The organism is Lapillicoccus jejuensis, assembly GCF_006715055.1.
Lineage (GTDB): Bacteria > Actinomycetota > Actinomycetes > Actinomycetales > Dermatophilaceae > Lapillicoccus > Lapillicoccus jejuensis.
Genome location: NZ_VFMN01000001.1, coordinates 573,534 through 599,583 on the forward strand (window position 1 = coordinate 573,534; position 26,050 = coordinate 599,583).

28 protein-coding genes and 3 tRNA genes are annotated in these 26,050 nt (G+C 73.3%); 4 read left to right on the plus strand and 27 right to left on the minus strand.

All coding sequences use genetic code 11. The features are described from left to right. Nucleotides 1-16 precede the first annotated feature (16 nt). The 19 genes from FB458_RS02790 to FB458_RS02880 form a co-directional block, all read right to left on the minus strand. Nucleotides 17-709, minus strand: a complete 693-nt coding sequence (locus FB458_RS02790; RefSeq protein WP_141846585.1) for a hypothetical protein — start codon at nucleotides 707-709, stop codon at nucleotides 17-19. Next, nucleotides 693-1,289, minus strand: coding sequence for a hypothetical protein (locus tag FB458_RS02795; protein WP_141846586.1), 597 nt, complete (start codon nucleotides 1,287-1,289; stop codon nucleotides 693-695). Before FB458_RS02795 ends, FB458_RS02790 begins: the two co-directional genes overlap by 17 nt. Beyond that, nucleotides 1,286-2,566, minus strand: a complete 1,281-nt coding sequence (locus tag FB458_RS02800) for an MCE family protein (protein WP_141846587.1) — start codon at nucleotides 2,564-2,566, stop codon at nucleotides 1,286-1,288. Before FB458_RS02800 ends, FB458_RS02795 begins: the two co-directional genes overlap by 4 nt. Continuing rightward, entirely contained in the window at nucleotides 2,563-3,723 is a 1,161-nt protein-coding gene (locus FB458_RS02805; RefSeq protein WP_141846589.1) for an MCE family protein, read from the minus strand. The genes FB458_RS02800 and FB458_RS02805 overlap by 4 nt, the downstream gene beginning before the upstream one ends. Then, a complete protein-coding gene (locus FB458_RS02810; RefSeq protein ID WP_141846591.1) occupies nucleotides 3,720-5,000 on the minus strand; it encodes an MCE family protein in 1,281 nt (426 codons plus the stop codon). The genes FB458_RS02805 and FB458_RS02810 overlap by 4 nt, the downstream gene beginning before the upstream one ends. A 2-nt stretch (nucleotides 5,001-5,002) precedes the next feature. Beyond that, entirely contained in the window at nucleotides 5,003-5,974 is a 972-nt protein-coding gene (locus FB458_RS02815) for an MCE family protein (RefSeq protein WP_141846593.1), read from the minus strand. After that, nucleotides 5,971-6,990 carry an MCE family protein gene (locus FB458_RS02820; RefSeq protein WP_141846595.1) on the minus strand — a complete coding sequence of 340 codons (1,020 nt, stop codon included), beginning with the start codon at nucleotides 6,988-6,990 and terminating at the stop codon, nucleotides 5,971-5,973. Before FB458_RS02820 ends, FB458_RS02815 begins: the two co-directional genes overlap by 4 nt. Beyond that, a complete protein-coding gene (locus FB458_RS02825; RefSeq protein ID WP_141846597.1) occupies nucleotides 6,987-8,396 on the minus strand; it encodes an MCE family protein in 1,410 nt (469 codons plus the stop codon). Before FB458_RS02825 ends, FB458_RS02820 begins: the two co-directional genes overlap by 4 nt. Beyond that, complete coding sequence (locus tag FB458_RS02830) at nucleotides 8,393-9,277, minus strand: MlaE family ABC transporter permease (RefSeq protein WP_246061027.1); 885 nt, start codon at nucleotides 9,275-9,277, stop codon at nucleotides 8,393-8,395. The genes FB458_RS02825 and FB458_RS02830 overlap by 4 nt, the downstream gene beginning before the upstream one ends. 4 nt (nucleotides 9,278-9,281) lie before the next feature. Then, nucleotides 9,282-10,052 (minus strand): MlaE family ABC transporter permease, encoded by a 771-nt coding sequence (locus FB458_RS02835; RefSeq protein WP_141850286.1) that lies wholly within the window; start codon nucleotides 10,050-10,052, stop codon nucleotides 9,282-9,284. Continuing rightward, nucleotides 10,052-11,044 (minus strand): ABC transporter ATP-binding protein, encoded by a 993-nt coding sequence (locus FB458_RS02840; RefSeq protein WP_141846599.1) that lies wholly within the window; start codon nucleotides 11,042-11,044, stop codon nucleotides 10,052-10,054. The genes FB458_RS02835 and FB458_RS02840 overlap by 1 nt, the downstream gene beginning before the upstream one ends. A 277-nt stretch (nucleotides 11,045-11,321) precedes the next feature. Further along, entirely contained in the window at nucleotides 11,322-11,705 is a 384-nt protein-coding gene (rplL, locus tag FB458_RS02845; protein ID WP_141846601.1) for a 50S ribosomal protein L7/L12, read from the minus strand. Nucleotides 11,706-11,790: 85 nt separating this feature from the next. Then, entirely contained in the window at nucleotides 11,791-12,405 is a 615-nt protein-coding gene (gene rplJ, locus FB458_RS02850; RefSeq protein ID WP_141846603.1) for a 50S ribosomal protein L10, read from the minus strand. 265 nt (nucleotides 12,406-12,670) lie between these two features. Beyond that, on the minus strand, nucleotides 12,671-13,489 hold the full coding sequence (locus FB458_RS02855) for a hypothetical protein (protein ID WP_141846605.1): 819 nt from the start codon (nucleotides 13,487-13,489) through the stop codon (nucleotides 12,671-12,673). Between the two features lie 453 nt (nucleotides 13,490-13,942). Next, complete coding sequence (gene rplA / locus FB458_RS02860) at nucleotides 13,943-14,662, minus strand: 50S ribosomal protein L1 (RefSeq protein ID WP_141846607.1); 720 nt, start codon at nucleotides 14,660-14,662, stop codon at nucleotides 13,943-13,945. An 89-nt stretch (nucleotides 14,663-14,751) separates the two neighbouring features. Continuing rightward, nucleotides 14,752-15,186: a 50S ribosomal protein L11 gene (gene rplK, locus FB458_RS02865; protein WP_141846609.1), complete on the minus strand. Its 435-nt coding sequence runs from the start codon at nucleotides 15,184-15,186 to the stop codon at nucleotides 14,752-14,754. A gap of 94 nt (nucleotides 15,187-15,280) precedes the next feature. Then, entirely contained in the window at nucleotides 15,281-16,165 is an 885-nt protein-coding gene (gene nusG / locus FB458_RS02870) for a transcription termination/antitermination protein NusG (protein WP_141846611.1), read from the minus strand. 61 nt (nucleotides 16,166-16,226) lie between these two features. Next, on the minus strand, nucleotides 16,227-16,499 hold the full coding sequence (gene secE / locus FB458_RS02875) for a preprotein translocase subunit SecE (RefSeq protein WP_141846613.1): 273 nt from the start codon (nucleotides 16,497-16,499) through the stop codon (nucleotides 16,227-16,229). Between the two features lie 78 nt (nucleotides 16,500-16,577). After that, nucleotides 16,578-16,650 (minus strand) — tRNA-Trp (locus tag FB458_RS02880). A 159-nt stretch (nucleotides 16,651-16,809) separates the two neighbouring features. Between FB458_RS02880 and FB458_RS02885 the strand changes: the two genes are divergently transcribed. After that, nucleotides 16,810-18,120, plus strand: coding sequence for an aspartate aminotransferase type Ic (locus FB458_RS02885; protein ID WP_246061028.1), 1,311 nt, complete (start codon nucleotides 16,810-16,812; stop codon nucleotides 18,118-18,120). Between the two features lie 32 nt (nucleotides 18,121-18,152). Continuing rightward, nucleotides 18,153-18,797, plus strand: coding sequence for a DUF5709 domain-containing protein (locus FB458_RS02890; RefSeq protein ID WP_246061029.1), 645 nt, complete (start codon nucleotides 18,153-18,155; stop codon nucleotides 18,795-18,797). 33 nt (nucleotides 18,798-18,830) lie between these two features. Here FB458_RS02890 and FB458_RS02895 read toward each other — a convergent pair whose 3' ends face one another. Further along, complete coding sequence (locus tag FB458_RS02895; RefSeq protein ID WP_141846617.1) at nucleotides 18,831-19,700, minus strand: LLM class flavin-dependent oxidoreductase; 870 nt, start codon at nucleotides 19,698-19,700, stop codon at nucleotides 18,831-18,833. A gap of 70 nt (nucleotides 19,701-19,770) precedes the next feature. On the opposite strand from FB458_RS02895, the gene FB458_RS02900 reads away from it, so the two are divergent. Both FB458_RS02900 and FB458_RS02905 read left to right on the plus strand, forming a co-directional pair. After that, nucleotides 19,771-20,853, plus strand: coding sequence for an adenosine deaminase (locus FB458_RS02900; protein WP_141846619.1), 1,083 nt, complete (start codon nucleotides 19,771-19,773; stop codon nucleotides 20,851-20,853). Between the two features lie 41 nt (nucleotides 20,854-20,894). After that, on the plus strand, nucleotides 20,895-21,587 hold the full coding sequence (locus tag FB458_RS02905; protein WP_141846621.1) for a hypothetical protein: 693 nt from the start codon (nucleotides 20,895-20,897) through the stop codon (nucleotides 21,585-21,587). A 420-nt stretch (nucleotides 21,588-22,007) separates the two neighbouring features. Here the strand turns inward: FB458_RS02905 and FB458_RS02910 are convergent, their stop codons facing one another. The 7 genes from FB458_RS02910 to FB458_RS02940 form a co-directional block, all read right to left on the minus strand. Beyond that, nucleotides 22,008-23,090 (minus strand): UDP-N-acetylmuramate dehydrogenase, encoded by a 1,083-nt coding sequence (locus tag FB458_RS02910; RefSeq protein WP_141846623.1) that lies wholly within the window; start codon nucleotides 23,088-23,090, stop codon nucleotides 22,008-22,010. Between the two features lie 4 nt (nucleotides 23,091-23,094). After that, nucleotides 23,095-23,511: a MaoC family dehydratase gene (locus FB458_RS02915; RefSeq protein ID WP_246061030.1), complete on the minus strand. Its 417-nt coding sequence runs from the start codon at nucleotides 23,509-23,511 to the stop codon at nucleotides 23,095-23,097. A 13-nt stretch (nucleotides 23,512-23,524) separates the two neighbouring features. Then, nucleotides 23,525-23,968 (minus strand): FAS1-like dehydratase domain-containing protein, encoded by a 444-nt coding sequence (locus FB458_RS02920; RefSeq protein WP_141846627.1) that lies wholly within the window; start codon nucleotides 23,966-23,968, stop codon nucleotides 23,525-23,527. Nucleotides 23,969-23,977: 9 nt separating this feature from the next. After that, nucleotides 23,978-25,327 (minus strand): MFS transporter, encoded by a 1,350-nt coding sequence (locus FB458_RS02925; protein WP_246061031.1) that lies wholly within the window; start codon nucleotides 25,325-25,327, stop codon nucleotides 23,978-23,980. Nucleotides 25,328-25,445: 118 nt separating this feature from the next. Next, nucleotides 25,446-25,616, minus strand: coding sequence for a 50S ribosomal protein L33 (gene rpmG / locus FB458_RS02930; protein ID WP_141846631.1), 171 nt, complete (start codon nucleotides 25,614-25,616; stop codon nucleotides 25,446-25,448). A gap of 168 nt (nucleotides 25,617-25,784) precedes the next feature. Then, nucleotides 25,785-25,858, minus strand: a tRNA-Met gene (locus FB458_RS02935). Nucleotides 25,859-25,898: 40 nt separating this feature from the next. Next, nucleotides 25,899-25,971 (minus strand) — tRNA-Thr (locus FB458_RS02940). Nucleotides 25,972-26,050: the final 79 nt, after the last annotated feature.

Here is a 26,050-nt window from a genome sequence, read left to right on the forward strand (position 1 = left end):
CCGGCGGACCGGTGGCTCAGAAGGCCTGCAGGTCCGAGACCAGCCAGCGGCCCCCGGGGCCCCTGGTCATCGTCGCGACGACGCGGTTCTGGTCGATCTGCGGGTCCGGCTGGGCCGCGGTCGTCGTCGCCTGGTTGACGAAGGCCAGGACCCGCACCGTGCTCGACGTCGTGTCCATGACGCCGGTGCTCAGCACCCGCGCCTGGACGACGGTCCGGTTCTGCTGGGCCAGCGCCTTGAGACTGCCGCCCGCGGCGCTCGCGTACTGCCCCTTGAACGGCTCGGCGAGCTGCGGCTCGACCTGGGCGACGTGGTCGTCGAACGAGCCGTAGCTGTAGCTCAGCAGCTGCTCCAGGGTGGTCGAGGCGGCGCCCGCGGCCGCGACCCGGTCCGCGCGCGAGGCCAGCGCGGGACGGTTGCGGGTCCAGACCAGCACCGTCGCCAGCAGGACGAGGGCGACGACGACGGCGGTGAGCGCCGCCCACGGGGTGCGGGCGGGGCGCCGTACGGCGGCGGTGGGGGCCGTCACCCCGACCGGCGCGGCGGGGCGCTCCCGCTGCCCGCCCTCGGTGCTGGCGGCCCGGCGCAGCCCGAGCCGGGGGCGGCGCGCGGGCGCGACCGCCGGGGGCGCGGTGGTGGCGTCCACGGCGCGCTCGCGGGCGCGCTGGCCGGCGACGCGGCGGACGGGGCGGTCAGCTGACGTAGGCAAGGTCGGTCACCTTCCATCGGCCGGAGACCTTCGACAGCTTGAGGTCCATCCGGTAGGTCTTGGTCACCCCGTCGGGGGCGGCGGTGTTGGTCGTGCTCGCGACGACGCCGACGAGGACCTCGGCCGAGTCGGCGTCGGCGCTGACGAGCGCCGCCTCGGTGCGGGTCGGCGTGCTCGTCGCCTTGTTGCCGGTGACGAGCGACTTCAGCCGGCTGCTCTCCGTCGCCCACTGGTCGTGGAACGAGCCGGTCGAGCCGTCGAGGACGCGCTGCTGGTAGGCGTCGAACCGCTGGTAGTCGAGGGTCGAGTAGTTCACGGCCATGGCCCGGCCGGCCGCGAGCGCGGCGGCGTCGCTCGCGCGCTGCTGCTCGAGCTGGTGGGCGGGCCAGGCGACCTTCCACGCCAGCCCCGCGGCGACGAGCAGGAGGGCGGCGGCGAGGGTCCACAGCAGCAGCGGACCCCGGCGGCGCCCGCCCGCGCCGGGTCCGGTCGCGTCGGGTCCGGTCGCGTCGGGGGGCGTCGGCTCCGGCTGCTGCCGGTCGCGCGTCACCGCCGGTCGGCGGTCGGTCGTCGTGGTCATCGAGCGGCCTCCTCCATCATCCAGGTCCAGGCGTCGGCGCCGGTGGCCCCGGGCGGCGCGAGGGGGGTCTGCACGGTCAGCGGCTGGTCGCCGACGACCGCGGTGGTGCCGAGCGGCACCGGCTGCGTCCCGAGCGCGATGGGGTACGACGACCCCGCCTGGTCGCTCGGGGGGCGGGGGGCGTTCTGCGCGCCCCGGACGTCGCTCGCCGACCCGCGCGGCAGGCGGCAGCCGGCGGTGGTGTTGGTCGGCGTGCCCGGGTCGGTCGAGTACGTGGGGTCCTTCGTCGTGCCCTCGTAGCCGCGGGTGCAGGCGGGCGGGTCGTCGGCGTTGAGGACGAAGCCGAAGTGGGCCGTGTCGTCGCCCGGCACGACGGTGTAGCCGCCGGCGACGACGTCGGGGTAGGTGACGAGCAGCTGCGTGATGCCGCCCAGCCGGGTCGTCGTGACGTTGCCGACGGTGATGAGGTTGGCGAACAGCTGGCTCAGCGAGGACTGGTTCTCCTTGATCAGCCCGTTGAGCTGCTGCGAGGCGAGCACCCCGCGGTCGAGGACCATGCGCAGGTCGCCGTCGTGCTGCTGCAGGGTCTGGGCCAGGTCGGCGACGTTCCTCACCGTGACGGTGACCTGGCCGGACGTCGCCCGCTGGGTGTCCAGGACGATCCGGCCGTCGTCGATGAGCTCGACCGTCTGCGGCAGCGCGGCCTGCGCCGACGCGGTGAAGGTGGTGGCCGAGTCGAGCAGCCGCTGCAGGTCGGCGGCGCCGCCGTCGGAGAAGGCCGTGCCCAGCTCGTCGACCGTGGTGACGAGGTCGTCCTTCGGGACCGAGGAGACGGTCGTGTCGGCGTGCTGGAGCAGGTCCTGGACGGGCAGCGGGGTGCGCGTGGAGGCCCGGGCGATCCCGTCGCCGTCGGCGAGGAAGGGTCCGGTCGAGACCGACGGCTGCAGGTCCAGGTACTGCTCTCCCACCGCCGAGCGGTTCTCGACGACGGCGAGCGTGGCCCGCGGGACCTCGGTGCCCTTGTCGAGGGTGGCGACGACGTCGACCCCGTCCTCGGTCAGCTCCAGGTCGGTGACCTTGCCGACGGTGACCCCGCGGTAGGTGACCTCGCTGCCGACGAAGATCCCGCCGGACGCGGCGAAGTGGGCGGTCACCCGGAAGCGGCCGCCCTCGATGGCGTCGGTGAGCCCGACGAACCGGGCCGAGAGGATCGAGACCGTCAGCAGCGTGATGAGGGCGAAGACGGCGAGCTGGATCTTCACGGTGCGCAGGATCATCGGGCGCCTCCCGTCGGGAACAGCGTGGCCCAAGAGGGCACGGACGACCCCGCCGAGCCGGTCGACGGGAGGGTCGGGACCGTGGGCGCTCCCGGGACCCCCGGCAGCGTCGGCAGGCCGGGTAGCTGCGGCAGACCGGTGCCGGTCGGCTTGCCGAGGCCCGTGGACAGGTTGCCCAGGACGTCGCCCAGGTTCGCGTCGAGGCTGAGGTGCAGGTTGACGTAGTCGCCCTTGATGACCTGGAGCGCCTGGTCGGGGAACGGGTAGGTGAGGAAGAGCTGCAGCGACGTCGGCAGGTCGTCGCCGGCCGCGGCGAGCTGGCCGAGGATCGGGCCGAGCGAGCGCAGGTTGGCCTCGAGGTCGTCCTTGGACGCCGCGATGACCTTGGTGCCGACGGCGCCGAGGTCGGACAGCGCCTTGAGCAGCCGGGTCAGCTGCTCGCGCTGGTCGGCGAGGATCTTGAGGCCGACCGGGATCTGGTCCAGCGCCTGCCCGATGAGGTCCTTCTGCGCCGCGAGGGTGCCGCTCAGCTTGTCGATGTTGTCGATGGCCCGCACGATCTCGGACTTCTGCTGGTCCAGCCCGCCCACGAAGGTGTTCAGCTGGGTGACGAGGTCGCGGATCGCGCCGGAGTTGCCGCGCAGCGCGTCGTTCAGCTCGGTCTCGATGATCTTCAGCTGACCGACGCCGCCGCCGTTGAGCAGCAGCGAGAGCGCCCCGAGGACCTCCTCGACCTCCGGGTTGCGCGTGGTCCGGGCCAGCGGGATGTCGTCTCCGTCGGACAGCGTGCCGGTCGCGCCGGTGGCGGGCGGCGCGAGCTGGACGAACTTCTCGCCAAGCAGCGAGGTCTGGCGCAGCTCGGCCGTGGCGTTGTCGGGGAGCTTGAGCGACGCCGGCAGCCGCATCGTCACCCGGGCCACCCAGCCGCGCACCTCGATCCTCTCGACCGAGCCGACGGTGACGTCGTCGACCTTGACCGACGACTGCGGGACGAGGTCGAGGACGTCCTCGAACTCCGCGGTGATCCGGAAGACCGGGCCCGAGTTGGCCGCGCCGCCGGGCAGCGGCAGGTCGTACGCGCTCGTGCACCCGGCCAGCGTGAGCAGCGAGGCGAGGCAGGCGAGGACGACCGCGCGGGGCGCCGTACGGCGGCTCATCGGTCCCCTCCCAGCAGCCCACCGAGGGTCGGGTCGGCGCCGCGGACGTGGACGAGCGCGTCGCCGGCGGGCACCGCCGTCGGCGACGTCGTCGGCGCGGCGGTGGTGAGCGCGGACGGGACGGCGGACGGCAGCCCGATGCCCGGGATCGGCAGCTGGCCGAGGATCGGGAGGGTCTTGAGCAGGTCGAACAGCTGCGTGCACGCGGCGCCGCCCTGGGGCAGGTGGCTGAGCACGCCGCACAGCAGCAGCCGCGGGTCCGTCAGCTGCGGCGTGTTGTTCCGGGTGTCGAGGGTGCCCGTCTCCGGGTGGTACGCGTTCTGCAGGTTCGACAGCGCGACCGGCGCGTCCTCGAGGGTCTCGGCCAGCGCGTCGCGGTTCTTGACGATCGTCGACGTCGTCCTGGTGAGCTGTGCGAGGTCGCTCTTGAGCACGGTGCGGTTGTCCTGCACGAAGGTCGAGATCTCGGTGAGCGCGGTGGCGAGGTTGGCCAGGGCGCTGCCGAGGTCGCCGCGCTCCCCCTCGAGCTGCTGGGAGACGGTGGCGAGGTTGGCGTTGAGGTCGCGCACCTGCTGGTCGTTCCGGGCGAGCAACGTCGTGAAGGACTGCAGGTTCTTCACCGTCGCGAAGAAGTCGTCGCGACCCCCGGAGAGCGTCTGCAGGGCGAGGCTGAGGTCGTGGGTCGTGTCGTGCAGGTTCTGACCCTGCCCGCCGAGGTTGGCCGCCGAGGTCTGCAGCAGCCGCGAGAGCGAGCCCTCCTTGTTCGCGCCGTTCGGGCCGAGCGCGACGAGCAGGTCGTCGAGGCTCTGCGAGATCCGGTCGAGCTCGACGGGCACGGCCGTGCGGTCCAGCGGGATGGTCGCCCCGTCGGCGATCCGCGGGCCGGTGGTCCACGCCGGCAGCAGCTGGACGTAGCGGTCGCTGACCAGCGACGGGGCGACGATGGCGGCCTCGGCCGACGCGGGCACCGGGACGGTGTCGTCGACCTGGAACGTGACGTCGACGCGGTCGCCGGCGGGCACGACCATCGTGACCTTGCCGACGGCGACGCCGAGGATGCGGACGTCGGAGCCCGGGTAGAGCCCGACCGCGCGTGTGAACTGGGCGGTGAGCGTCGTCTCGCCGTGCTTCGGCCAGAAGGCGTAGACGCCGGCGGCGAGGGCGACGACGACGAGCACGGCGACCACGCGGGTGGCGGTGGAGCCGAGGCCGGGGACGCGCGGGCGGCGCAGCACGGCCGGCACGGCGGGCGGCGAGGGCAGGGTCGGTCGGGCCATCGTCAGCCTCCCACGTTCGGCAGCGGGCTGGTGAGGTTCGCGACGTAGACGTCGAACCAGCGGCCGGTCCCCAGCGTGCTGGCGAAGACCCGGTAGAACGGCGCCATCGCCTGCAGCGTGTTGCTGAGGTCCTGGTCGTGCTCGCGCAGCACCGCGAGCACCTGGTTGAGCTGGTCCAGGGCGGGCTTGAGCTGGGCCCGGTTGTCCTGGACGAGCCCGGTCACCTGCTGGGCGAAGGCCGACGTGTTGGTGAAGAGCGTGTGGATCGCCTCCCGGCGCGCGTCGAGCTCCTGCAGCAGCAGGTCGGCGTCCTTGATCAGCTGCTCGAAGACGGCGTTGCGCGAGGCGACCGTGCCGCTGACGTTGTTTGCCGCGGCGAGCAGGTCGCGCAGCTTCTCGTCGCGCGAGGCCACCGTCTCGGACAGCCGGCTGAGGCCGGACAGCGCGGCCTTGACGTTGGCCGGGGTGTTCCGGAACTCGGTGGCCAGGGTGTTGAGCGACGTCGAGAGCTGGTTCACGTCGATCTGCTCCGTCGTCGTCGCGAGGTCGCCGAAGGCGTCCACGACGTCGTACGCCGACACGGTGCGGGTGCGCGGGATGGTCGCGCCGGCGGGCATGGTGTCCGAGCCCTTGGGCTCGAGCGAGAGGTACTTCTGGCCGAGCAGGGTCTGGATGCGGATCGACGCCCCGGTCTGCGAGCCGAAGGTCGCGCGGGCGTCGGTGACGGTGAAGTCGACCTCGACCTGGGCGCCGTCGAGGGAGATGTCGGTGACCTTGCCGACCTTGACGCCGGCGAGCCGGACGTCGTCGTCGGGCTTGAGGCCGCCGGCCTCGCTGAAGTCGGCGTGGTAGGTCGTCCCGCCGCCGATGAAGGGCAGCGACTGCGCGTTGAAGGCCAGCACGAGGATGATCCCGATGACGAGCAGACCGACGAGGCCGATGGGGACGGGGTTGCGCTCGCGGAAGGGGATCACGGGGTGCACCTCGCTCCGCCGACGTCGTAGCTGAGCGGGGTGTTCGGCAGGATCGGGGCCTTGGTGTCGAAACGGCAGAGGTAGAAGTTGAACCACGAGCCGTACGTCGCCGTGCGGGTGATCGTGGTGATCTTCTTGGCGCTGCCGGAGAGGAACGTCTCGAACGTCTTGGTGTTCTGCGGCTTGTTGAGGTTGCCCGCCAGCGAGCGCAGCCGGGCCACGTCGTTCTTGACGTCGGGGCGCGCGGTCTGCAGCAGGTCGGCCGTGGACCGGGTCAGCGAGTTGATGTCGTCCAGCGAGTCCCCGATGGTCTTCCGGTCGGCCGAGAGGCCGGAGATGAAGCGCTGGAGCTGGTCGATGAGCGCCTTGAACGCGTCGTCGTGGGCGTCGACCGTGCCGAGGACGGTCGTGAGGTTGTCGATGGTCCGGCCGATGACCGCGTCGCGGTCGGCGAGGGTGGAGGTGAGCGAGGCGGTCTTGCCCAGCAGGTCGTCGATCCCGCCGCCTTCGCCCTGCAGGGTCTGGATGACCAGCCCGGACAGCTCGTTGACGTCCTTCGGCGACAGCGAGGCGAACAGCGGCTTGAACCCGTTGAAGAGCAGCGTGAGGTCGAGGGCCGGCTGGGTGCGGTCGACGGGGATGGTCGAGCCCGGCGGGAGCACCGCGGTCGAGCCCGTGCCCTGGGTCAGCGCGATGTAGCGCTCGCCGACGAGGTTGCGGTACTTGATCGTCGCGTCGGTGCTGCGGGTCAGGGCGCTCGTCGTGGCCACGGCGAACGTCACCAGGGCCGTCGTGCGGTCGGTGTTGACCGTGATCTCGTCGACCTCGCCCACCCGCACGCCGGCGATCCGCACGTCCTGCCCGACGGCGAGACCGGTGACGTCGGTGAAGACCGCCCGGTAGGTCGAGCGGTCGCCGGTGCCGACGTTGGCGATCGTCGCCGCGAGGACGGAGAACGCGACGCCGGTCACCGCCGCGAAGGCGACGAGCTTGACCAGCGAGGGCCAGGTCCTCATCGGGCCACCTCCTGCCGGGTGGGGGCGGTCGGGCCGGTCGTGCTCACGCTGCCGCCGCGCAGCGTCGGGCCGGCCAGCAGGGTCTGGATGGCCGAGGGAGCCGGCGTGACGTCGCCGCTGGCCAGCAGGGCGGCGACGACCTGCTGCTCGGCGGCGGTGCCGGCCAGGCCGGAGTCCGGGCTGACGGCGGCGGTGAGGCCGGTGAGGGCAGCCGGGACGGCCGAGGCCGCTCCCCCGTCCGCCGGCTTCGTGCCGTCCGAGAAGTGCACGCCCGGCTTGGGGTCCGCCTGGCTGCCGGAGGAGCTCGGGAGGCCCTCGCAGCTGGGGCCGCGGTCCTCGCCCCAGGCCGGCTCCTCCCCCGGCCGGTAGGCCGGGCGCGGCGGGACGAGCTCCATCGTGATGTGGAACGACGCCCCGGAGAACACCTTCTCGACGCGGGGGACCCAGTTGGTCAGCGCGGTCGCGAGGCAGGGGTACTCGGGCGAGTACCTGGCCAGCACGGCGAGGGTGGGGCGCTGGACCCGGCCGACCTGGATGATCCGGTCGCTGTTGGCCGACAGGAACGCCGTCGCCGTGTTCGCGAACCCCGCCGTCCCCGCGAGGAACCCCGCCAGCGTGTCCTGCTCCTGCACCACCGTCGCGTTCGGGATGAGGATCGCCCGCACCCCGCGCAGCAGGTCCGGCGCCAGCCCCGCGTACTCGCTGGCCAGGTCCGCCAACCCCGAGATGTCCGCCTGCAGCGTCGGCACCGACGGGTTCAACCCTCGGAAGTACGTGTCCGCCACCACGAGGGTCTTCCCGATCTGCGTGCCGCGCCCCTCCAGCGTCGACGCGATCGCGCCCAGCACCGACGCCAGCTTCTGCGGCTGCACCGTGCGCAGCAGCGGCAGCAGGTCGTCGAACACCTTCTCCAGCTCGATCGCCGCGCTCGACCGGTCCTGCGGAATCACGTCCCCCGCCGCCAACGCCCGCACGCTGCGCCCCGCCGCGTCCTTCCCGCCCACGACCACCCCCGCCGGCGGCACCAGGTCGACGAACCGCTCCCCGAACAACGTCTTCGGCAGCAGCCGCGCCGACACGTCCGCCGGCACCTGACCCACGAACGCCGGGTCCAGCGCGAGGGACAGCCGGGCGCCGTCGACCCGGCCGGTGCGCGGCGCCCCCGTGACCTCGATGTCACGGACCTGGCCGACGACGAGACCGCGGACCTTGACGTCGGAGCCGACCTGCAGCTGCGTGCCGACCTTGTCGGTCAGCAGGGTGACCGCCACGACGGGCGTGAAGCGCTGCTGGAAGGCGGCGATCGACAGGCCGACGAGGACGGCGACCAGCACGAGGAACGCGACGCCGTACGCACGGGTGCCGAGGGCGGTGAGGACGCCGCGCCGGCCGGTGGTGGCCGTCATCCGGCGATCCGCACGGTCGTCGTCGCGCCCCACACGGCGAGGCTGAAGAAGAAGTCGACGAGGTTGATGGCGACGATCGAGGTGCGCACGGCCTTGCCGACCGCGACGCCCACCCCGGCCGGGCCACCGGACGCGGTGTAGCCGTAGTAGCAGTGGATGAGGATGATGACGACCGCGAACACCATGACCTTGACGAACGACCAGAAGACGTCGATCGGCGGCAGGAACAGGTGGAAGTAGTGGTCGTAGGTCCCCTCGGACTGCCCGAAGTACTGCGTCGTGATGAAGCGCGTGGCGCCGTACGACGACAGCAGGCCCAGCACGTAGAGCGGGATGACGGCGACGAAGCCGGCGATCATCCGGGTCGTCACGAGGAACGGCAGCGACGGGATGCCCATGACCTCGAGCGCGTCGACCTCCTCGGAGATCCGCATGGCGCCGAGCTGCGCGGTGAAGCCGCAGCCGACCGTGGCGGCGAGCGCGAGCCCGGCGACCAGCGGGGCGATCTCGCGGGTGTTGAGGTAGGCCGAGATGAAGCCGGTGAAGGCGCCGGTGCCGAGCTGGTCGAGCGAGGAGTAGCCCTGCAGACCGACCTCGGTGCCGGTGAAGAAGGCGAGGAACGCGATGACGCCGACCGTGCCGCCGATGACCGAGAGCGCGCCTGTCCCGAGCGAGACCTCCGCGAGGAGGCGGACCACCTCCTTGCGGTAGCGGCGCAGGGTGCGCGGGGCCCAGCCGAGCGAGGTGACGTAGAAGCGCATCTGCTCGCCGAGCGCGTCGAGGGCCCGGCCCGGGCGGGCGGCGGTGGCCAGGACTCGTCGCGCGGCCGCGGTGCGGCGCAGCGCGTCGAGGCGCCCGGCGGTGTCGGTGTCGGTGGTCACGGCGTCAGATCTTCTGGGGGACGACCTGGAAGTACACGGCCGTGGCGACGAAGTTGACGACGAAGAGCAGCATGAAGGTGATGACGACGCTCTGGTTGACCGCGTCGCCGACGCCCTTGGGGCCGCCACCCGCGGTCAGCCCCTTGTACGACGCGACGACGGCGGCGATCGCCCCGAAGAGCAGGGCCTTGATCTCGCCCACCCACAGGTCGGCGGTCTGGGCCAGCGCGGTGAAGGAGGCGATGTAGGCCCCGGGCGTCCCGCCCTGGATGACGACGTTGAAGACGTACCCGCCGACGACCCCGACGACGGAGACGAGGCCGTTGAGCAGGACCGAGACGAGCATGGCGGCGATCACCCGGGGGACGACGAGGCGCTGGATGGGGCTGATGCCGAGCACCTCCATCGCGTCGATCTCCTCGCGGATCTTGCGCGAGCCGAGGTCGGCGCAGATGGCCGAGCCGCCGGCGCCGGCGATGAGCAGCGCCGTGACGATCGGCGAGGCCTCGCGGATGACGGCGAGGACGCTGGCGGCACCGGTGAACGACTGTGCGCCGAGCTGCCGGGTGAGCGTGCCGAGCTGCAGCGCGATCACCGCACCGAACGGGATGGAGACGAGCGCCGTCGGCAGGATCGTCACGCTGGCGATGAACCACGACTGCTGGATGAGCTCGCGCGTCTGGAACGGCCGGCGCGGCAGCGCGCGCAGGACGTCGAGGAAGAGGGCGAAGAGCGAGCCGGTCTGGCGCAGGGCGCCCTCGACGGGGTTGCCCATCACGCCCCCACGGGCTCGGGCGCGGTCCCCGTGGCCCGGCTCACGCCGGGGACCCCGGCGTGCGAGGAGGCGAACGACCCGGGGGGCGGCGTAACGCCGTTCTCCCGGCACCAGGCGCCGGGCTCCTTCTCCCCCTGGCGCGGACGGCCGTCGCTCGTGCCGAGCTGGAGCGCGATGGGCGGCAGCGGCGGCAGCTCCATCCCCGACTCGGCCGCGAGCTCGGTCGCGTCCTTCTCCTCGGACATGCCGATCGGGCCGACGGTCTGCGCGTTGAGGAACTGGCGCACGACGGGCTCCTCGGACGACAGCAGCATCTCGCGCGGCCCGAACATGGCGAGGTGCTTGTGGTAGAGCAGGCCGATGTTGTCCGGGACGGTCCGGGCGGTGTTGATGTCGTGGGTGACGATGAGGAACGTCGCGTCGATCTGCGCGTTGAGGTCGATGAAGAGCTGGTTGATGTAGCTCGTGCGGACGGGGTCCAGGCCCGAGTCCGGCTCGTCGATGAGGAGGATCTCCGGGTCGAGGACGAGGGCGCGGGCGAGCCCGGCGCGCTTGCGCATCCCCCCGGAGATCTCACCGGGCAGCTTGCCCTCGGCGCCCTGGAGGCCGACGAGCTCGATCTTCTCCATGACGATGTCGCGCACCTGCGACTCGGGCTTCTTGGTGTGCTCGCGCAGCGGGAAGGCGATGTTGTCGAAGAGGTTCATCGACCCGAAGAGCGCGCCGTCCTGGAAGAGGACGCCGAAGAGCTTGCGGACCTCGTACAGCTGGCGCTCGCGCAGCGTCGTCAGGTCCTGGCCCTGGATCCAGATCGACCCCTGGTCGGGCTTGAGCAGTCCCACGAGGGTCTTGAGGAAGACCGACTTGCCGGTGCCCGAGGGGCCGAGCATCACGCTGATCTCGCCGGCGGGCAGCGTCAGCGAGACGTCGCGCCAGATCGCCTGGGAGCCGAAGTGCTTCGTGAGCCCTTCGACCGTGACCTCGACACCCATGTCCGTCCCACCGTTCCCGTCGAGGGGCCACCGGCCGCCGGAGAGGGTGTCCGGCGGGGGTCGGCGGCGGACCGCGACGACGTACCGTCCGCGTGCCCGTGAGGTGGCACGGCGGGTTGCGTCGGGTCCAACGAGCCCGGTGGGCGGAGGTTACGGGTCGTGCCGGGCGGGTGACGGATCGGTGACGGATCGGCCACGGACGCACGCACGCCCCGCCCGGGGGACCCGGACGGGGCGTGCGAGGAGTGAGCGTCCCGGGGCGAGGCCCCGGGGCGGGTCACTTGAGGGTGACGGTGGCGCCGGCGCCCTCGAGCTGCTCCTTGGCCTTCTCGGCCGCGGCCTTGTCGACCTTCTCGAGGACGGGCTTGGGGGCGCCGTCGACGAGGTCCTTGGCCTCCTTGAGGCCGAGGCTGGTGAGCGCGCGGACCTCCTTGATGACCTGGATCTTCTTGTCGCCGGCGGCCTCGAGGACGACGTCGAACTCGTCCTGCTCCTCGACCTCCTCGACGGCGGCGGCGGCGCCGCCGGCGGCCGCGACGGCGACCGGGGCGGCGGCGGTGACGCCGAAGGTGTCCTCGAACTGCTTGACGAACTCGGAGAGCTCGATCAGGGTCATCTCCTTGAAGGCGTCAAGGAGCTCGTCGGTGCTGAGCTTCGCCATGGTGGCGTTCCTTCCTGTCAATGCCTACTCGTACCTGAGAGTGGCGCGGGTGCGGTGGTGCGACCGGGGGCCGGGTGGCCTCCGGTCAGTTGTCGCCACCCTCGGCGACGTCCTGGGGGGCGGAGTCCTGCGACTCCGCGTCCTGCGGTGCGGCGTCCTGCGGAGCCGCGGTGTCCTGCGGGCCCTCGGCGTCGACCTTGTCGCGCAGGGCGGCGACGACGCGCGCGGTCTGCGAGAGGGGGGCGGCGAAGAGGTAGACCGCCTTGCTGAGCGAGGCGTTCATGGCGCCGGCCAGCTTGGCGAGCAGGACCTCGCGGGACTCGAGGTCCGCGAGCTTGGTGATGTCGGCCGCCGTGAGGGGCTTGCCGTCCAGCACGCCGCCCTTGATGACGAGCAGCGGGTTGGCCTTGGCGAAGTCGCGGAGCGTCTTCGCCGCCTCGACCGGGTCGCCGCTGACGAACGCGATGGCCGAGGGACCGGTCAGCTGCTCGTCGAAGGCGGTCACGCCGGCCTCGGTGGCCGCGCGCTGGGTGAGGGTGTTCTTCACCACGGCGTACGTGGCGTGCTCCCGGAGGGACGACCGCAGCTGCGTGAGCTGCTTGACGGTCAGACCGCGGTACTCCGTCAGCACGGCCGCACCCGAGGTGCGGAAGCTCTCGGTGAGCTCGGCGATGGCGGCGTTCTTCGAAGCGGTGGCCATCTCGCCTCCTTCCGTGTCGGTGTCGACCGCGGCGGGCCCCGGGCCCACGAGGAGAGCCCCGGCGCAGGGCGCACGGGGCTCGGAGTCGACACGGGCGGAGCCCGGACGAAGGAGTCGTGACGGCCTGCGCTGGACGCCCGCATCGCGGGACCTTCGGCCGGTCCCTCTCGGGCCCGGCGACCGGCGGTCATTGGTCGTCCACAGCCTACGGGCGACGGGCCCCCCGGGTCAAAACGGGGCCCGCCGCCCGGACGGCGGCGGGCGGTCAGCCCATCGCGCCCGTCGAGCCGAGCGAGCCGAGGGAGCCGAGCGAGGTCGTCACCTGCGAGGCCGGCGGCGCGGTCACGGTGACCGGGGCGCCCCAGTCGGAGTACGTCGCGTCGAGGGTGCTGCCGGCGACCTGGCCGGTGAACCTCGCCGGCCTCCCCTGCGCGTCGAGGTAGGCCTGCACGGTGCCGGCCCCGACCCCGCTGGTGGTGATCGTGTAGTGCCGCAGCGCGTTCTCCTCACCGACGTAGACGACCTCGGCCGTGGAGAAGGACTTCGCGATCGCGGTGGGGTCCGGGGCCACCGAGGCGCCACCGGTGGGGAGCTTGACCCAGGTCTTGCCGCCCACCGCCTTCGGCAGCTTGACGTACGACGCCCCGTCGACCACGACGACCTCGGTCCCCGTGGCGCCGGCCGCGCCGCCGCCGAGGGTGGCGTGCGCCTGCATCGCGCCACCCGGGCCGACGGCGAACTCCATCGTCAGGGCGGTCTTCGCGCTGCCCCGCGTGATCGTCATCGTCGCCCTGCCGCTCTTCGCCTTCTCCAGCGCGGAGACCATCCGCGTCCCGAAGGTCGCGCCCGGCACGGTGCTCCCGGCGGCGGGCGCGGCGCCCGAGGAGCCGGTCGAGCCGGCGTCCGCGGTCGACGAGGTCGTCGCCGAGGAGGTCGTCGCCGCGGAGGTGGACGCGCTGGAGGACGACGAGGTGGCGCTGCTCGAGACGGCCGCGGACGTCGTGGTCCCGCTGCTGCAGGCGCCGAGCGCGAGCGCCCCGCCGAGGGCGAGCGCCGCGAGGGCGGGTCGGGTGGGCGTGCGCATGATGGGTCCCCCTGAGGTCGCCGCGGCCGCTCCCGGTCGGGTCGGCCGCCTCGACCGTACGGGTCGGGGCCCCGTTCCCCCACCCTCGCGGGCGGGGGCGGCGCACCGTTCGGGGAACGTCCGGCCGGTTCTCATCGACCGTTCGGACGATCCCGGACGAATCGCCCCGCGGACCCGCGGGTGGCGGGACTAGCGTCGGAGACGTCGAACACCCCCCACCCCGCTCCCCGCGGACGGTCCCCGTACGGGGCCCCCGCCGGCCGACCCGGTCTCCCCCACCGGTGCGGCCTCGACCTTCGGCGCTCCCCCGCCCACCGGAGGCGACACCTGCAGCCCGGGGGCGCCGGTCCCCCCACCCAGGCGCCACCGGGCTGCCGTGCGTCCCGGCCCCTCACGGCGACGCGCCCGGACCCCTGAGGGGACCCGGGCGCGTCGTACCGGCGAGGTGGACCGTCAGGCGGTCGCCTCGTCCTCGGCGAGCAGGTTGCGCGTGCGACGGAAGTCGAGCGGGATGCCCGGGCCCATCGTCGTCGTCATGGTCGCCTTCTCGATGTAGGCGCCCTTCGAGGACGACGGCTTGAGACGCAGGATCTCCTCGAGCGCCGCGCCGTAGTTCTCCACCAGCTGCTTCTCGTCGAACGAGGCCTTGCCGATGATGAAGTGCAGGTTCGCGTGCTTGTCGGTGCGGAACTCGATCTTGCCGCCCTTGATGTCCGTGACGGCCTTGGCCACGTCCATCGTCACCGTGCCCGTCTTCGGGTTCGGCATGAGGCCGCGCGGGCCGAGGACCTTGCCGAGCCGGCCGACCTTGCCCATCATGTCCGGCGTCGCGACGACGGCGTCGAAGTCGAGCCAGCCGCCCGACACCTTCTCCAGCATGTCGTCGGAACCGACGTGGTCGGCGCCGGCCTCACGGGCGGCCTCGGCGCGGTCGCCCGCGGCGAAGACGAGGACGCGGGCGGTCTTGCCCGTGCCGTTCGGCAGGTTGACCGTGCCGCGGACCATCTGGTCGGCCTTGCGCGGGTCGACGCCCAGGCGGAACGCGACCTCGACGGTGGCGTCGTACTTCGTGCTCGTCGTCTCCTTGGCGAGGCGGACGGCCTCGAGCGGGGAGTACGCCCGGCCGGCGTCGATCTTCTCGGCGGCGGCGCGGTAGGACTTGCTGCGCTTCATGTGCTGCTCCTTCTTCAGGTGGAGTCGTGGTGCGGGCCAGCGCGACCCTCCCACTGGTGAGGCGGGTGCCTCGGGGCTGACGCCTCGGGTCAGATGCCCTCGGTGGTGATGCCCATCGACCGGGCGGTGCCGGCGATGATCTTGGCGGCGGCCTCGACGTCGTTGGCGTTGAGGTCCTCCATCTTCTGCTGCGCGATCTCGCGGACCTGGTCGGCCGTGAGCTTGGCGACCTTGGTCTTGTGCGGCTCGGCGCTGCCCTTGCCGACGCCGGCGGCCTTCTTGATCAGCTCGGCGGCCGGCGGGGTCTTGGTGACGAAGGTGAAGGACCGGTCCTCGTAGACCGTGATCTCCACCGGGATGACGTTGCCGCGCTGGGACTCCGTCGCGGCGTTGTACGCCTTGACGAACTCCATGATGTTGACGCCGTGCTGGCCGAGGGCCGGGCCGACGGGCGGGGCGGGGGTGGCCGCTCCGGCGTTGATCTGCAGCTTGATGAAGCCGGAGACGCGCTTCTTCGGGGGCATGGTGTGCCTGCTTCCTTCTCGGGGTGGGCCGACGCCGAGGGGCGATGACCCGGTTGCCTGCCGCCCGACGGTCGTCGGGCGGCGCCGGTGCGGCTCAGATCTTGGCGACCTGGCCGAACGACAGCTCGACCGGGGTCTCCCGGCCGAAGATGGAGACGAGGACCTTGAGCTTCTGCGTGTCCGGGTTGATCTCGGAGATCGTCGCCGGGAGCGTCTCGAAGGGGCCCTCCATGACGGTGACCGACTCGCCGACCTCGAAGTCGACGACGGTGACGTCGCGCGGGGCGGCCCCGCCGGTCGAGCCGCCGCCGGCGGCCGCCGCCTCGGGGGTCTCGAACTCGGGGGCCAGCATGGTGAAGACCTCGTCGAGCGACAGCGGCACCGGCTGGTGCGCGTTGCCGACGAACCCGGTGACGCCCGGCGTGTGGCGCACGGCGCCCCACGACTCGTCGGTGAGGTCCATCCGCACGAGGACGTAACCGGGCATCCGGACGCGGCGGACGAGCTTCTTCTGGCCGTTCTTGATCTCGGTCACCTCCTCCATGGGGACCTCGATCTCGAAGATGTAGTCCTCCATGTTCAGCGACACGATGCGGGTCTCGAGGTTGGTCTTGACCCGGTTCTCGTAGCCCGCGTAGGAGTGCACGACGTACCAGTCGCCCGGGCGGGCGCGCAGCTGCGCCTTGTACTCGGCCACCGGGTCGACGATGACGTCGTCGCTGGTGTCGTCGAGGTCGCGGACGTCCTCGCGGCCGTCGGCCCCCTCGAGCTCGTCGGCGTGCTCGTCGGTGTGCTCGTCGTCGTCGGTGTGCTCGTCGTCGTCGGCGTGGCCGTCGGCGTCGACCGGGGTGTCGAGGTGCTCGTCGAGGTCGTGCTCCCGGTCGTCGTACGCCGCGGCGGCCTGCGCGTCGGCGTCCTGGACGGTCGTCTCGGCGGTCTCGGGCACGTCGGTGACGTCGTACTGGTCCTGGTCGGACACGGGTGGGACCTACTTCCTGCGGATGTCTGCGAGGTGGGACGGGAGGAGCCGGACGGCCGCGTCAGCCCGCCAGGACGAGGAGGGCGAGCTTGTGGAACACGAAGTCCAGGCCCGACACGATCCCCATGATCACGAGGACGAACACGATGACGACGAGCGTGTAGTTGAGCAGCTCCGGACCCGTCGGCCGCACGACCTTGCGCAGCTCGTCGATGATCTGGCTGACGAACAGCACGAGCGAGCGCCAGGCACGGCTGACCGGGTTGCCCTGCCGACGCCGGTCGCGCTGCTGGGCCCGACCCGCCTCGCGGTGGTCCGCGCTCGTCTCGGTCACGATGGCTCGTCCTTGCTCTGGTCGCTGTCTGCTGCCGTGCGGGGCCCGTCCGGTGCTCGGCCGGGCCGCCGCGGTGCGCAGGGCACGAGGGACTCGAACCCCCAACCCCCGGTTTTGGAGACCGGTGCTCTGCCAGTTGAGCTAGTGCCCTTCGTCCGGCCGGAGCCGGACGGGTGACGACGCCGGGCATGCCGCAGCATGGCGGCCGTCAACCACCGAGGGGACAGCATACGTGACCCGGCGGGGGGCACGCGAACCGCGGACCGGACGCCCGCCCGGCGCCCGCGCCCGCGGTGGGAGGATGAGGGGCGTGACGACGACCCAGCCCACCGCCGCCCCGCTCGCCTCCCTCGCCCGCGAGGAGCAGGAGGCCTTCCTCGCCGCCAAGCGGGAGGAGTACGCCGCCCTGCAGGCCGAGGGGCTCACGCTCGACCTCACCCGCGGCAAGCCGAGCAGCGCGCAGCTCGACCTCAGCGACGCCCTGCTGCACCTGCCCACGACGACCAAGGACCGGTCGGGGGCCGACGTGCGCAACTACGGCGGGCTGGAGGGGCTCACCGAGCTCCGCGAGATCTTCGCCGACCTGCTCGGCGTCGAGGTCGCCCAGGTCGTCTGCGGCGGCAACTCGAGCCTGACGATGATGCACGACACCCTCGTCCACCTGCTGCTGCACGGGGCCCCGGAGTCGCCGCGGCCGTGGAAGGACGAGCCGGTGGTGAAGTTCGTGTGCCCGGTGCCGGGCTACGACCGCCACTTCACGATGCTCGCCGACCTCGGCATCGAGATGGTCACCGTCGACATGCGCGAGGACGGCCCCGACGCCGAGGCCGTCGCGGCCCTCGTCGCCGACGACCCGAGCATCAAGGGCATGTGGATCGTGCCGACCTACGCGAACCCGACCGGGTCGGTGTGCTCCCAGGAGGTCGCGGCCCGGCTGATGTCGATGCCGACGGCCGCGCCGGACTTCCGGGTGTTCTGGGACAACGCCTACGCCTTCCACCACCTCACCGAGGAGGAGGCCAAGAGCGCCGACGCGCTGTCGCTCGCCTCGGCGTCGGGCCACCCCGACCGGCCGGTGATGTTCGCGTCGACGTCGAAGATCACCTTCGCCGGCGCGGGCGTCGCGGTCCTCGCCACCTCGGTGGCCAACAAGACGTGGTTCCTCCGGCACCGCGCCATGGCCTCGATCGGGCCGGACAAGATCAACCACCTGCGGCACGTCGAGTTCTTCGGCTCGCCCGACGGCGTGCTCGAGCACATGCGCAGGCACCGCGAGATCATCGCGCCGAAGTTCGCCGCCGTCGACGAGGCGCTGACCACCGCGCTCGGCGGGCTCGGGATCGCGACGTGGACCCGCCCGACCGGCGGCTACTTCGTCAACCTCGACGTCCTCGACGGCACGGCGACCCGGGTGGTGCGGCTGGCCAAGGAGGCGGGTATCGCGCTCACCCCGGCCGGGTCGGCGTTCCCGCACGGCCGGGACCCGCACGACCGCAACATCCGGCTCGCCCCGACCTTCCCGGGGCTGGCGGAGGTGCGCACGGCCATGGCCGGGGTCGCCACGTGCGTCGCGCTGGCCGCCGCCGAGCAGCTGGTCGGGGCGGGCCCCGACCAGGCCTGACCGCCGCGCCGCCGGATGGCAGAGTGGCCGGTATGAGCGACGAGAGCTACGCCGGCGAAGAGCTGAACACCGACACCGGCTCCTACTCCCTGGACGACGAGGACCAGCTGCAGCCGGAGGAGACGCTCGACGACCGCGGCGTCGAGGACGCGCTCGACGAGGGGTACTCCCCCGCCGAGAAGCCGCGCGGTGTCGACGCCTGGGGGACGACGGCCTGGGAGCAGTCCCAGGACGAGACCATCGAGCAGCGGATCAAGCAGGAGGTCCCCGACCCCGACTCCGCGTACGGCGCCCCCGACAACGAGAGCGGCCTCGACCGCCCCGACGAGGACCGCGTCGGCGGGGACGACCCCGACTCGATCGACGCGCGCGACGACTTCCTCGGCGACGGCGGCGCGCGCAGCGGCCGCCTCGTCGCGCCCGACGAGGGCGTGCGCGGCGACGCGGAGAAGGACGCCGTCGGCGAGGACGTCGGCATCGACGGCGCCGGCGCGTCCGCCGAGGAGGCGGCGATGCACGTCGAGGCGGACAGCGCCCAGGACGGCGTCGACGACGACCTGTCCGACCCCGTCGGCGACGACCCGGCCGACGCGGTCATGCACGCCGGCGACCGTCCCGAGGAGCTCGAGGACCTCGACGGCATCACCGACGTCGAGGACGACGACCTGCAGGTCTGAGCCCGTCCACCCCGTGACCCCGGGCCCCGTCGCTCAGCGGCGGGGCCCGAGCCGTACCCGGCGGCGCAGCTCGGCCAGGCCCTCGGGGCCCGGCGGCAGGTCCCACCAGCTCTCGACCCACCAGGTCGCCCCGGCGTCCTCCCACGGCGCGGCCGGGCCGCGGATGTCGCCGAAGCCGCCGTGGCTGTCGCCCTCGACGACGACGTCGTACCCCTCCCACGGCAGGCCGAGGCGCTCGCGCTCCGCGCGGACCCGGCCCAGCAGGTCGCGCAGCAGCGACGGGGTCAGCGGCGTCGACCCGTCCTCCTGCCCCGGGGTGACGACCGCGGGGACGACGCCCTGCCATCGGGCGGCCCGCTCGAGCGAGCGCTGACGATCGCGTCCGGGGACCAGCGCGCCGACCACCCACACCGGGGGGTGCGGCCGCTGCACCGGGTCGAGCGGGGGGATGTCGGTGACCGGGCGGACGGCGTACCGCTCGCCCTCGTGGGTGTAGTCGCCGCGCGAGCCGGCCGTGAGCAGCCCGCGGTAGACCTCGAGGACCTCGTCGACGAGCCGGGCCCGCTGCGCCCGACCCTCGTCGGGCTCGAAGGCCAGCCAGTTGCCGTTCGGTGCCCCGAGGCCGACGCCGAGCGTGACCCGGCCGGCGCTGAGCCGGTCGACCGAGCCCACGACGCGGGCCAGGTCCCACGGGCGCCACCGCGACGCCGGGGTGAGCATCGTGCCGAGCCTGATCCGGCTCGTGCTCAGCGCGGCGGCGCCGAGCGCGACCCAGGCGTCGTGCCGCAGCACCGCCTCCCAGCTGAGGACCATGTCCCAGCCGTGCTCCTCGCCGAGGACCGCGAGCTCGACGAGCTCGCGCTCGGTGGTCATCGGGACGACGAAGGCGTGTCGGAGCACCATCGAGGCACCGTACGACGCCCCACCGACAGGCGGCGGCCGACCGGGGACCGGGTTCTGGCAGGGTGGGGACATGACGGGCGGACCGGTCGGCGGGGGCTCCGGACGCGACCTGGCCGCGCTGCCCAAGGCGCACCTGCACCTGCACTTCACCGGGTCGATGCGGCTGAGCACCCTGAACTCGCTGGCCGAGCACCACGGGGTGCGGCTGCCCGAGTCGCTGCGGGTGGAGGGGCGCGAGCAGGACTGGACGCCGCCGCGGCTGCACGCCACGGACGAGCGCGGGTGGTTCCGGTTCCAGCGGCTCTACGACCTGGCCCGGGCCTGCGTGCGCGGCGAGGCCGACCTGCGCCGGATCGTGCGCGAGGCGGCGGAGGACGACGCCGCGGAGGGCTCGCGCTGGCTGGAGATCCAGGTCGAGCCGAGCAGCTACGCGCCGTACGTCGGCGGGCTGACCCCGGCCCTGGAGATCGTCCTCGACGAGGCGGCGAGCGCGTCCCGTGCCACCGGGACCGGGGTGGGCGTCGTCGTCGCCGCGAGCCGGATCCGGCACCCGCTCGACGCGCGGACGCTGGCGCGGCTGGCGGCCCGGTACGCCGGCGAGGGTCCGGGCACGGTCGTGGGCTTCGGGCTGTCGAACGACGAGCGCCGCGGGGTGCTGGAGGAGTTCGCCCCCGCATTCGACATCGCCCGCCGGGCCGGGCTCGCGCTGGTGCCGCACGCCGGGGAGCTGCTCGGGCCGACGATGGTGCAGGAGACGCTGTCGCTGCTGCGCCCCGACCGGCTCGGCCACGGCGTGCGCAGCGTCGAGGACCCGCGGGTGCTCGCCGAGGTGGCCGCCGCCGGCGTCACGCTCGAGGTCTGCCCGGGCAGCAACGTCGCCCTCGGGGTGTACGACGCCCCGCCCGCCGTGCCGCTGCCGTCGCTGCTCGAGGCGGGTGTGCCGGTGGCGCTCGGGGCCGACGACCCGCTGCTCTTCGGGACGCGGCTGGTGGCGCAGTACCGCCTGGCGCGCGAGGCGCACGGGCTCGACGACGCGGCGCTGGCCGACCTCGCGCGGGCGGCGCTGCGCGGGAGCCGGGCGCCCGCGCCGGTGCGCGACCGGGCGCTGGCGCAGGTCGACGACTGGCTGGCGGCGCCGGCCCCGCCCGCCTGACGATTTGGCCGCGGCGACGGGCGGCAGGCACCCTGGAGAGCGTGTCGAACCCGCCGCACCGCGTCCTGCGACCCGCCGTCCGGCGCGTGGTCCCCGTCCTCGCCGGCCTCGCGACCCTCGTCGGGATGGCCGCCTGCGCCGAGCCGGCACCGGTCGTGACGAGCGGCGGGACGGTCGCGCCGTCCGGCGCCGCCACCCCGGGCGGGACCTCGTCGAGCACCTCCGCGTCGCCGTCGTCGAGCGCGACGACGAAGGCCGCGGCCTGGCCGACCGCGCCGATCACCGTCTCGGCCACGATCACCGACAGCGCGCTCGGGCACAAGATCACCGCCGACAAGGTCCTGCGCGGGATCCCGTGGCCGGCCGGGTACGACGCGACGTCGCAGGCCTACGAGCTGGTGGCGGTCGAGATGACGTGGACGCCGAGCACGACGTACACCGCGCCGCTGCGCAAGCAGGACTTCTCGATCCGCACCGGCGCGCAGTTCCCCAGCCGCCCCATCACGCTGGTCGACGCGGCGATGGCCGCGCACGGGCTGAAGGTCCTCCCCGACCAGGTGGCCAGCGGCTCCTCGGCGACCGGCTGGGTGGTCTTCAAGGTCGAGCCGAAGGGCGCCGGCAACCTGTCCCTCGTCTTCACCCGGCCCAAGGCCGCGGTGTCCGGCAGCAACCAGGTCTTCGACGCGCAGGCCTTCGGCGCCGTCCTCGTCGGCAGCCCGGTCCCCACCTCCTGACGACGCCGTACGGCGGACTGCTGCGCGAGCGGGACCTCGACGTCACCCCCACAACCGGACTGCTGCGCGAGCGGGACCTCGACGTCACCCCCACAACCGGACTGCTGCGCGAGCGGGACGTCGACATCACCCCGTACGGCGGACTGTCCTCCAGCCGGGACGTCGTCGGATCTCACGGACGAGCCGCAGTCCGAGAACCCGGAGGGACCTCCACGTCCCGGATCCGCAGCAGTCCCGGAGCCAGGGGGACCTTGACGTCCCGGATCCGCAGCAGTCCCGGAGCCAGGGGGACCTTGACGTCCCGGATCCGCAGCAGTCCCGGAGCCAGGGGGACCTTGACGTCCCGGATCCGCAGCAGTCCCGGAGCCAGGGGGACCTTGACGTCCCGGATCCGCAGCAGTCCGGTGGTGGGGGTGACGGTCAGAGCGTGGTGCCGACGAGCACGGGCTCGTTGACGAGAGTGACGCCGAAGGTGTCGCGGACACCGTCGCGGACCTCGCGGGCGAGCGCGACGACGTCGGCGGCGGTCGCGCCGCCGCGGTTGGTCACGGCGAGGGTGTGCTTGGTCGAGAGGGAGGCCGGGCCGGGCAGACCGTGGCCCTTGCCGAAGCCGGCCCGCTCGATGAGCCAGGCGGCGCTCGTCTTGGTCCGCTCCCCCGGCTCCGCCCACGACGGCGGGTCGACGTCGGCGCCGAGCCGCTCGTGGACGCGCTCGAGCAGCGCCGCCCACGCCCGCGCGCCGAGGACCGGGTTGGTGAAGAACGACCCGCAGGACCAGGTGTCGGGGTCCGCGTCGTCGAGGACCATGCCGCGCTTGCGGCGCTGCGCGAGGACCGCCTCGCGGACGTCGCCGAGCGGCGCCCGGGCCCCCTCGGCGACGTCGAGCTGGCGGGCGAGGTCGGCGTAGCGCACCGGCTCGCCGAGGTCGGCGATCCGCAGCTGGAACAGGACGTCGAGGACGACGTACCGGCCGCCGGCGCCGTCCCCGGACTTGAACCGGGAGTCGCGGTAGGAGAAGCCGCAGGTCGGGCCGAAGAAGGTCTGCACCCGCTGCTCGCGCCGGTCCCAGACGCGCACCTGGGCGACGGTGGTGGCGACCTCCTGGCCGTAGGCGCCGACGTTCTGGACCGGGGTGGCGCCGGTCGAGCCGGGGATCCCGGACAGCGCCTCGATGCCGGCCCAGCCCTCGGCGACGGCGCGGGCGACGAGGTCGTCCCACGGCTCGCCGGCGGCGACGCGGACGTTGGCCCCGCCGCACGAGTCGTCGGACTCGACGGCGACCCCGCTCGTCGCGACGTGCACGACGGTGCCGGGGAAGCCCGCGTCGGGCAGGACGAGGTTGGAGCCGCCGCCGACGACGAGCAGCGGCTCGTCGGCGTCGTCGACCTCGCGGACGGCGTCGACGAGCTCGTCGGTCGTCGTCGCGGTGACCAGGCGCGCGGCGGGGCCGCCGACGCGCATCGTCGTCAGGCCCGCCAGCGGTGCGTCGTGCTCCTCCCGCACGGCCTCAGCCGAGCCGGACGACGGCGAGGGCGCGGCCGAGCACCTTCTCGCCGCGGCAGACCGCGGTCAGCTCGACGGTGGCCGTGCCGGCCTCGTCGTCGACCTTCTTCACGACGCCGGAGTACTCGACGTCGGCGCCCTCGTCGTGGCTGACGACGACGGGCTTGGTGAACCGCACGCCGTACTCGAGGACGCGCGAGGGGTCACCGGCCCAGTCGGCGACGTACGTCGCGCCGGCGCCCATGGTGAACATGCCGTGGGCGATGACGTCGGGCAGGCCGACGGCCGTCGCGAACCGCTCGTCCCAGTGGATGGGGTTGCGGTCGAGCGAGGCCCCGGCGTACTGCACCAGCGTCGAGCGGGTGACGTGGACGGTGCGCGGCGGCAGCGTGTCGCCGACGGCGACTGGTGTGAGTGTCACGGCAGGAGCCACGTCACTCACTGCCCCGGACGACGATCGTCGAGGTGGCCGTGCAGACCGCCTCGCCGTCGACGCTCAGCTCGGTGCGGGTCGTGACCATCGAGTGGCCGCCGGCCTCGCGGACGGTGTCGACGTGCAGGACCCCGACGACCTCGTCGCCCGCGGTGAGCGGGCGGTGGTGGGCGAAGCGCTGCTCGCCGTGGACGACGCGGCTGTAGTCGATCCCGGCCTCCGGGTCGGTGATGAGCTGGGCGTCGCACTGCTGGGCGATGAGGACCGCGAAGGTCGGCGGCGCGATGACGTCGCGGTGCCCGGCGGCGCGGGCGGCCTGCGGGTCGAGGTGCAGCGGGTCGCTGCTGCCGACCGCCTCGGCGAACTCGCGGATCTTGGCGCGCCCGACGGAGTACGGCGCGGTGGGCGGGTAGCTGCGCCCGGCGAAGGCGGCGTTGACCGGCATGCCGTCACCCTAGCCTCGCTCGGTGAGGGTGTCCGTCGGCACGTCCGCGTCGGCCGGGACGACCGCCGCGGCGTCGTACCGGCGGAAGGGCCGCACGAGCAAGCCGGCGACGAGGACGACGGCCACGCAGGCCAGGCCCCCGCCGACCCACGACGTCGTCGCGCCGGTCAGCGCCGCGGTGCCGCCCGCGCGGACGTCGCCGAGGCGGGGACCGCCGGCGACGACGGCGATGAAGACGCCCTGCATCCGGCCGCGTATCTCGTCGGGGGCGTAGGTCTGCAGGATGGTCTGCCGGTAGACGGCCGAGACGAAGTCGCAGGCGCCCGCGACGGCGAGCAGCAGCACCGCGAGCCACAGCGAGTGCGCGAGGCCGGACGCGGCGACGGCCAGGCCCCAGCCGGCGATGGCGACGACGAGGGCGACGCCCTGGCGCCGGACCCGTCCGACCCAGCCGCTGGACAGGCCGGCGACGACCGCGCCGATGGCGATGGCGGCGTAGAGCGGGCCGACGTTCCCGCCGAAGCGCTCGTCCGCGACCTCGGGGAAGAGCGAGCGCGGCATGGCCAGCACCATCGCGGTGATGTCGACGACGAAGCTCATGAGCAGCACCGGGCGGCTGCCGATGAAGCGCAGCCCCTCGAGGACCGCGCCGGCGCCGGGTCGCGACCGCGCGCCGTCGGGCGGCACGGGCGGCAGCCGGAACGCGGACCACAGGGCGGCGGTGAAGAGGACCGCGTCGGCGCCGTACGCGAGCGCGAAGCCCCCGGACTGGACGAGCAGGATGCCGGCGAGCAGGGGGCCGGCGACCTGCCCGACGTTGCCGACGGTGAAGTTGAGGGTGTTGGCCGCCGGGACGAGGTCGAGCGGGACGATGCGCGGGATGATCGCGCCGCGGGCCGACCCGGCGACGGCGAAGGCCCCCGACTGGACGACGACCAGGCCGAGGATGAGCGGGATGCTGCCCGCCCCGACGAGGGTCTGGGCGAGCAGGCCCAGGGTGACGAGCCAGCCGACGAGCGAGCTGGCGAGGTAGAGGGCGCGGCGGTCGACGACGTCGGCGATCGCGCCGCCGTACAGGCCGAAGCCGACGATCGGCAGGAGCCCCGCGAGGCCGACGTAGCCGACGTCGAGGCTGGAGCAGCTGATCGTGTAGACCTGCACGGGGACGGCGGTCTGGGTGAGCATCGAGCCGATGAAGCTCGTGCCCTGCCCGACGAGCAGACGGCGGTACGGCGCCACGGCGAGCGGTCGCGTGTCGATCGCGTGGCGGCGCAGCAGCCGACCGAGGCCGCGGGCGTCCTCGGCGGCGAGCGCGGGGTCGGGACGGTCGAGCCCCGCGGGCCCGGGATCACCACTCACGTCGGTCGAGTGTGTCATGCAACCATCAGCCGGCGCACAGAGGACGACGAGACGGCCGCCGCCCCGGGTGGGGGCGACGGCCGTCGGGCGTCGTGCTGGTGCGCGCGGGGCGCGGACCTCAGCGGGTCTCGCGGTGCTCCGTCTGCTTGCCGCAGTTGGGGCAGAACTTGTTCAGACCCAGGCGGTCGGGGTCGTTGCGACGGTTCTTGCGCGTGATGTAGTTGCGGTTCTTGCAGTCCACGCACGCCATGGTGATCTTCGGGCGGACGTCGGCGGTCTTGCTGGCCACGGTGAACCTGCTCTCGGTACTGACGGGTGGGCGGCGACGGGCGGCTGTCGCCGGGACGGGCGGCGCTCGGCGGTCCGGGAGGACCGGGCGCACGCGAGGAACCACGATACGCGACCGGATGTTCCCGAGAGAAATCCTCCGGGAGCGGCCGACGCGACGCGGCTGTCGTAGCGGGAGCGGGGCTCGATCCCGCGACCTCACGATTATGAGTCGTGCGCTCTAACCAGCTGAGCTACCCCGCCGTGAGGGCCCTGTCCACCGGAGCACCGGAAGGAGGACCGGAGCCCCTTTACGGAATCGAACCGTAGACCTTCTCCTTACCATGGAGACGCTCTGCCGACTGAGCTAAAGGGGCGTGGGACCGAGGTCCCGGTCGGCCAGGCCGACGTCGTGGAAGCGTACACGGTCGCGGACGGCGGTGCGAAATCGCCCGG

Bases quoted from the DNA above. Each gene is read 5' to 3' on its own strand.
- rplL (WP_141846601.1), bottom strand. From the start codon at position 11,705: ATGGCGAAGCTCAGCACCGACGAGCTCCTTGACGCCTTCAAGGAGATG.
- FB458_RS02895 (WP_141846617.1), bottom strand. From the start codon at position 19,700: ATGGTGCTCCGACACGCCTTCGTCGTCCCGATGACCACCGAGCGCGAG.
- FB458_RS02800 (WP_141846587.1), bottom strand. From the start codon at position 2,566: ATGATCCTGCGCACCGTGAAGATCCAGCTCGCCGTCTTCGCCCTCATC.
- FB458_RS02825 (WP_141846597.1), bottom strand. From the start codon at position 8,396: ATGACGGCCACCACCGGCCGGCGCGGCGTCCTCACCGCCCTCGGCACC.
- FB458_RS02835 (WP_141850286.1), bottom strand. From the start codon at position 10,052: ATGGGCAACCCCGTCGAGGGCGCCCTGCGCCAGACCGGCTCGCTCTTC.
- rplJ (WP_141846603.1), bottom strand. From the start codon at position 12,405: ATGGCCACCGCTTCGAAGAACGCCGCCATCGCCGAGCTCACCGAGAGC.
- FB458_RS02855 (WP_141846605.1), bottom strand. From the start codon at position 13,489: ATGCGCACGCCCACCCGACCCGCCCTCGCGGCGCTCGCCCTCGGCGGG.
- FB458_RS02795 (WP_141846586.1), bottom strand. From the start codon at position 1,289: ATGACCACGACGACCGACCGCCGACCGGCGGTGACGCGCGACCGGCAG.
- FB458_RS02805 (WP_141846589.1), bottom strand. From the start codon at position 3,723: ATGAGCCGCCGTACGGCGCCCCGCGCGGTCGTCCTCGCCTGCCTCGCC.
- FB458_RS02840 (WP_141846599.1), bottom strand. From the start codon at position 11,044: ATGGGTGTCGAGGTCACGGTCGAAGGGCTCACGAAGCACTTCGGCTCC.
- FB458_RS02820 (WP_141846595.1), bottom strand. From the start codon at position 6,990: ATGAGGACCTGGCCCTCGCTGGTCAAGCTCGTCGCCTTCGCGGCGGTG.
- FB458_RS02900 (WP_141846619.1), top strand. From the start codon at position 19,771: ATGACGGGCGGACCGGTCGGCGGGGGCTCCGGACGCGACCTGGCCGCG.
- rplA (WP_141846607.1), bottom strand. From the start codon at position 14,662: ATGAAGCGCAGCAAGTCCTACCGCGCCGCCGCCGAGAAGATCGACGCC.
- FB458_RS02920 (WP_141846627.1), bottom strand. From the start codon at position 23,968: ATGCCGGTCAACGCCGCCTTCGCCGGGCGCAGCTACCCGCCCACCGCG.
- FB458_RS02810 (WP_141846591.1), bottom strand. From the start codon at position 5,000: ATGGCCCGACCGACCCTGCCCTCGCCGCCCGCCGTGCCGGCCGTGCTG.
- FB458_RS02890 (WP_246061029.1), top strand. From the start codon at position 18,153: ATGAGCGACGAGAGCTACGCCGGCGAAGAGCTGAACACCGACACCGGC.
- rplK (WP_141846609.1), bottom strand. From the start codon at position 15,186: ATGCCCCCGAAGAAGCGCGTCTCCGGCTTCATCAAGCTGCAGATCAAC.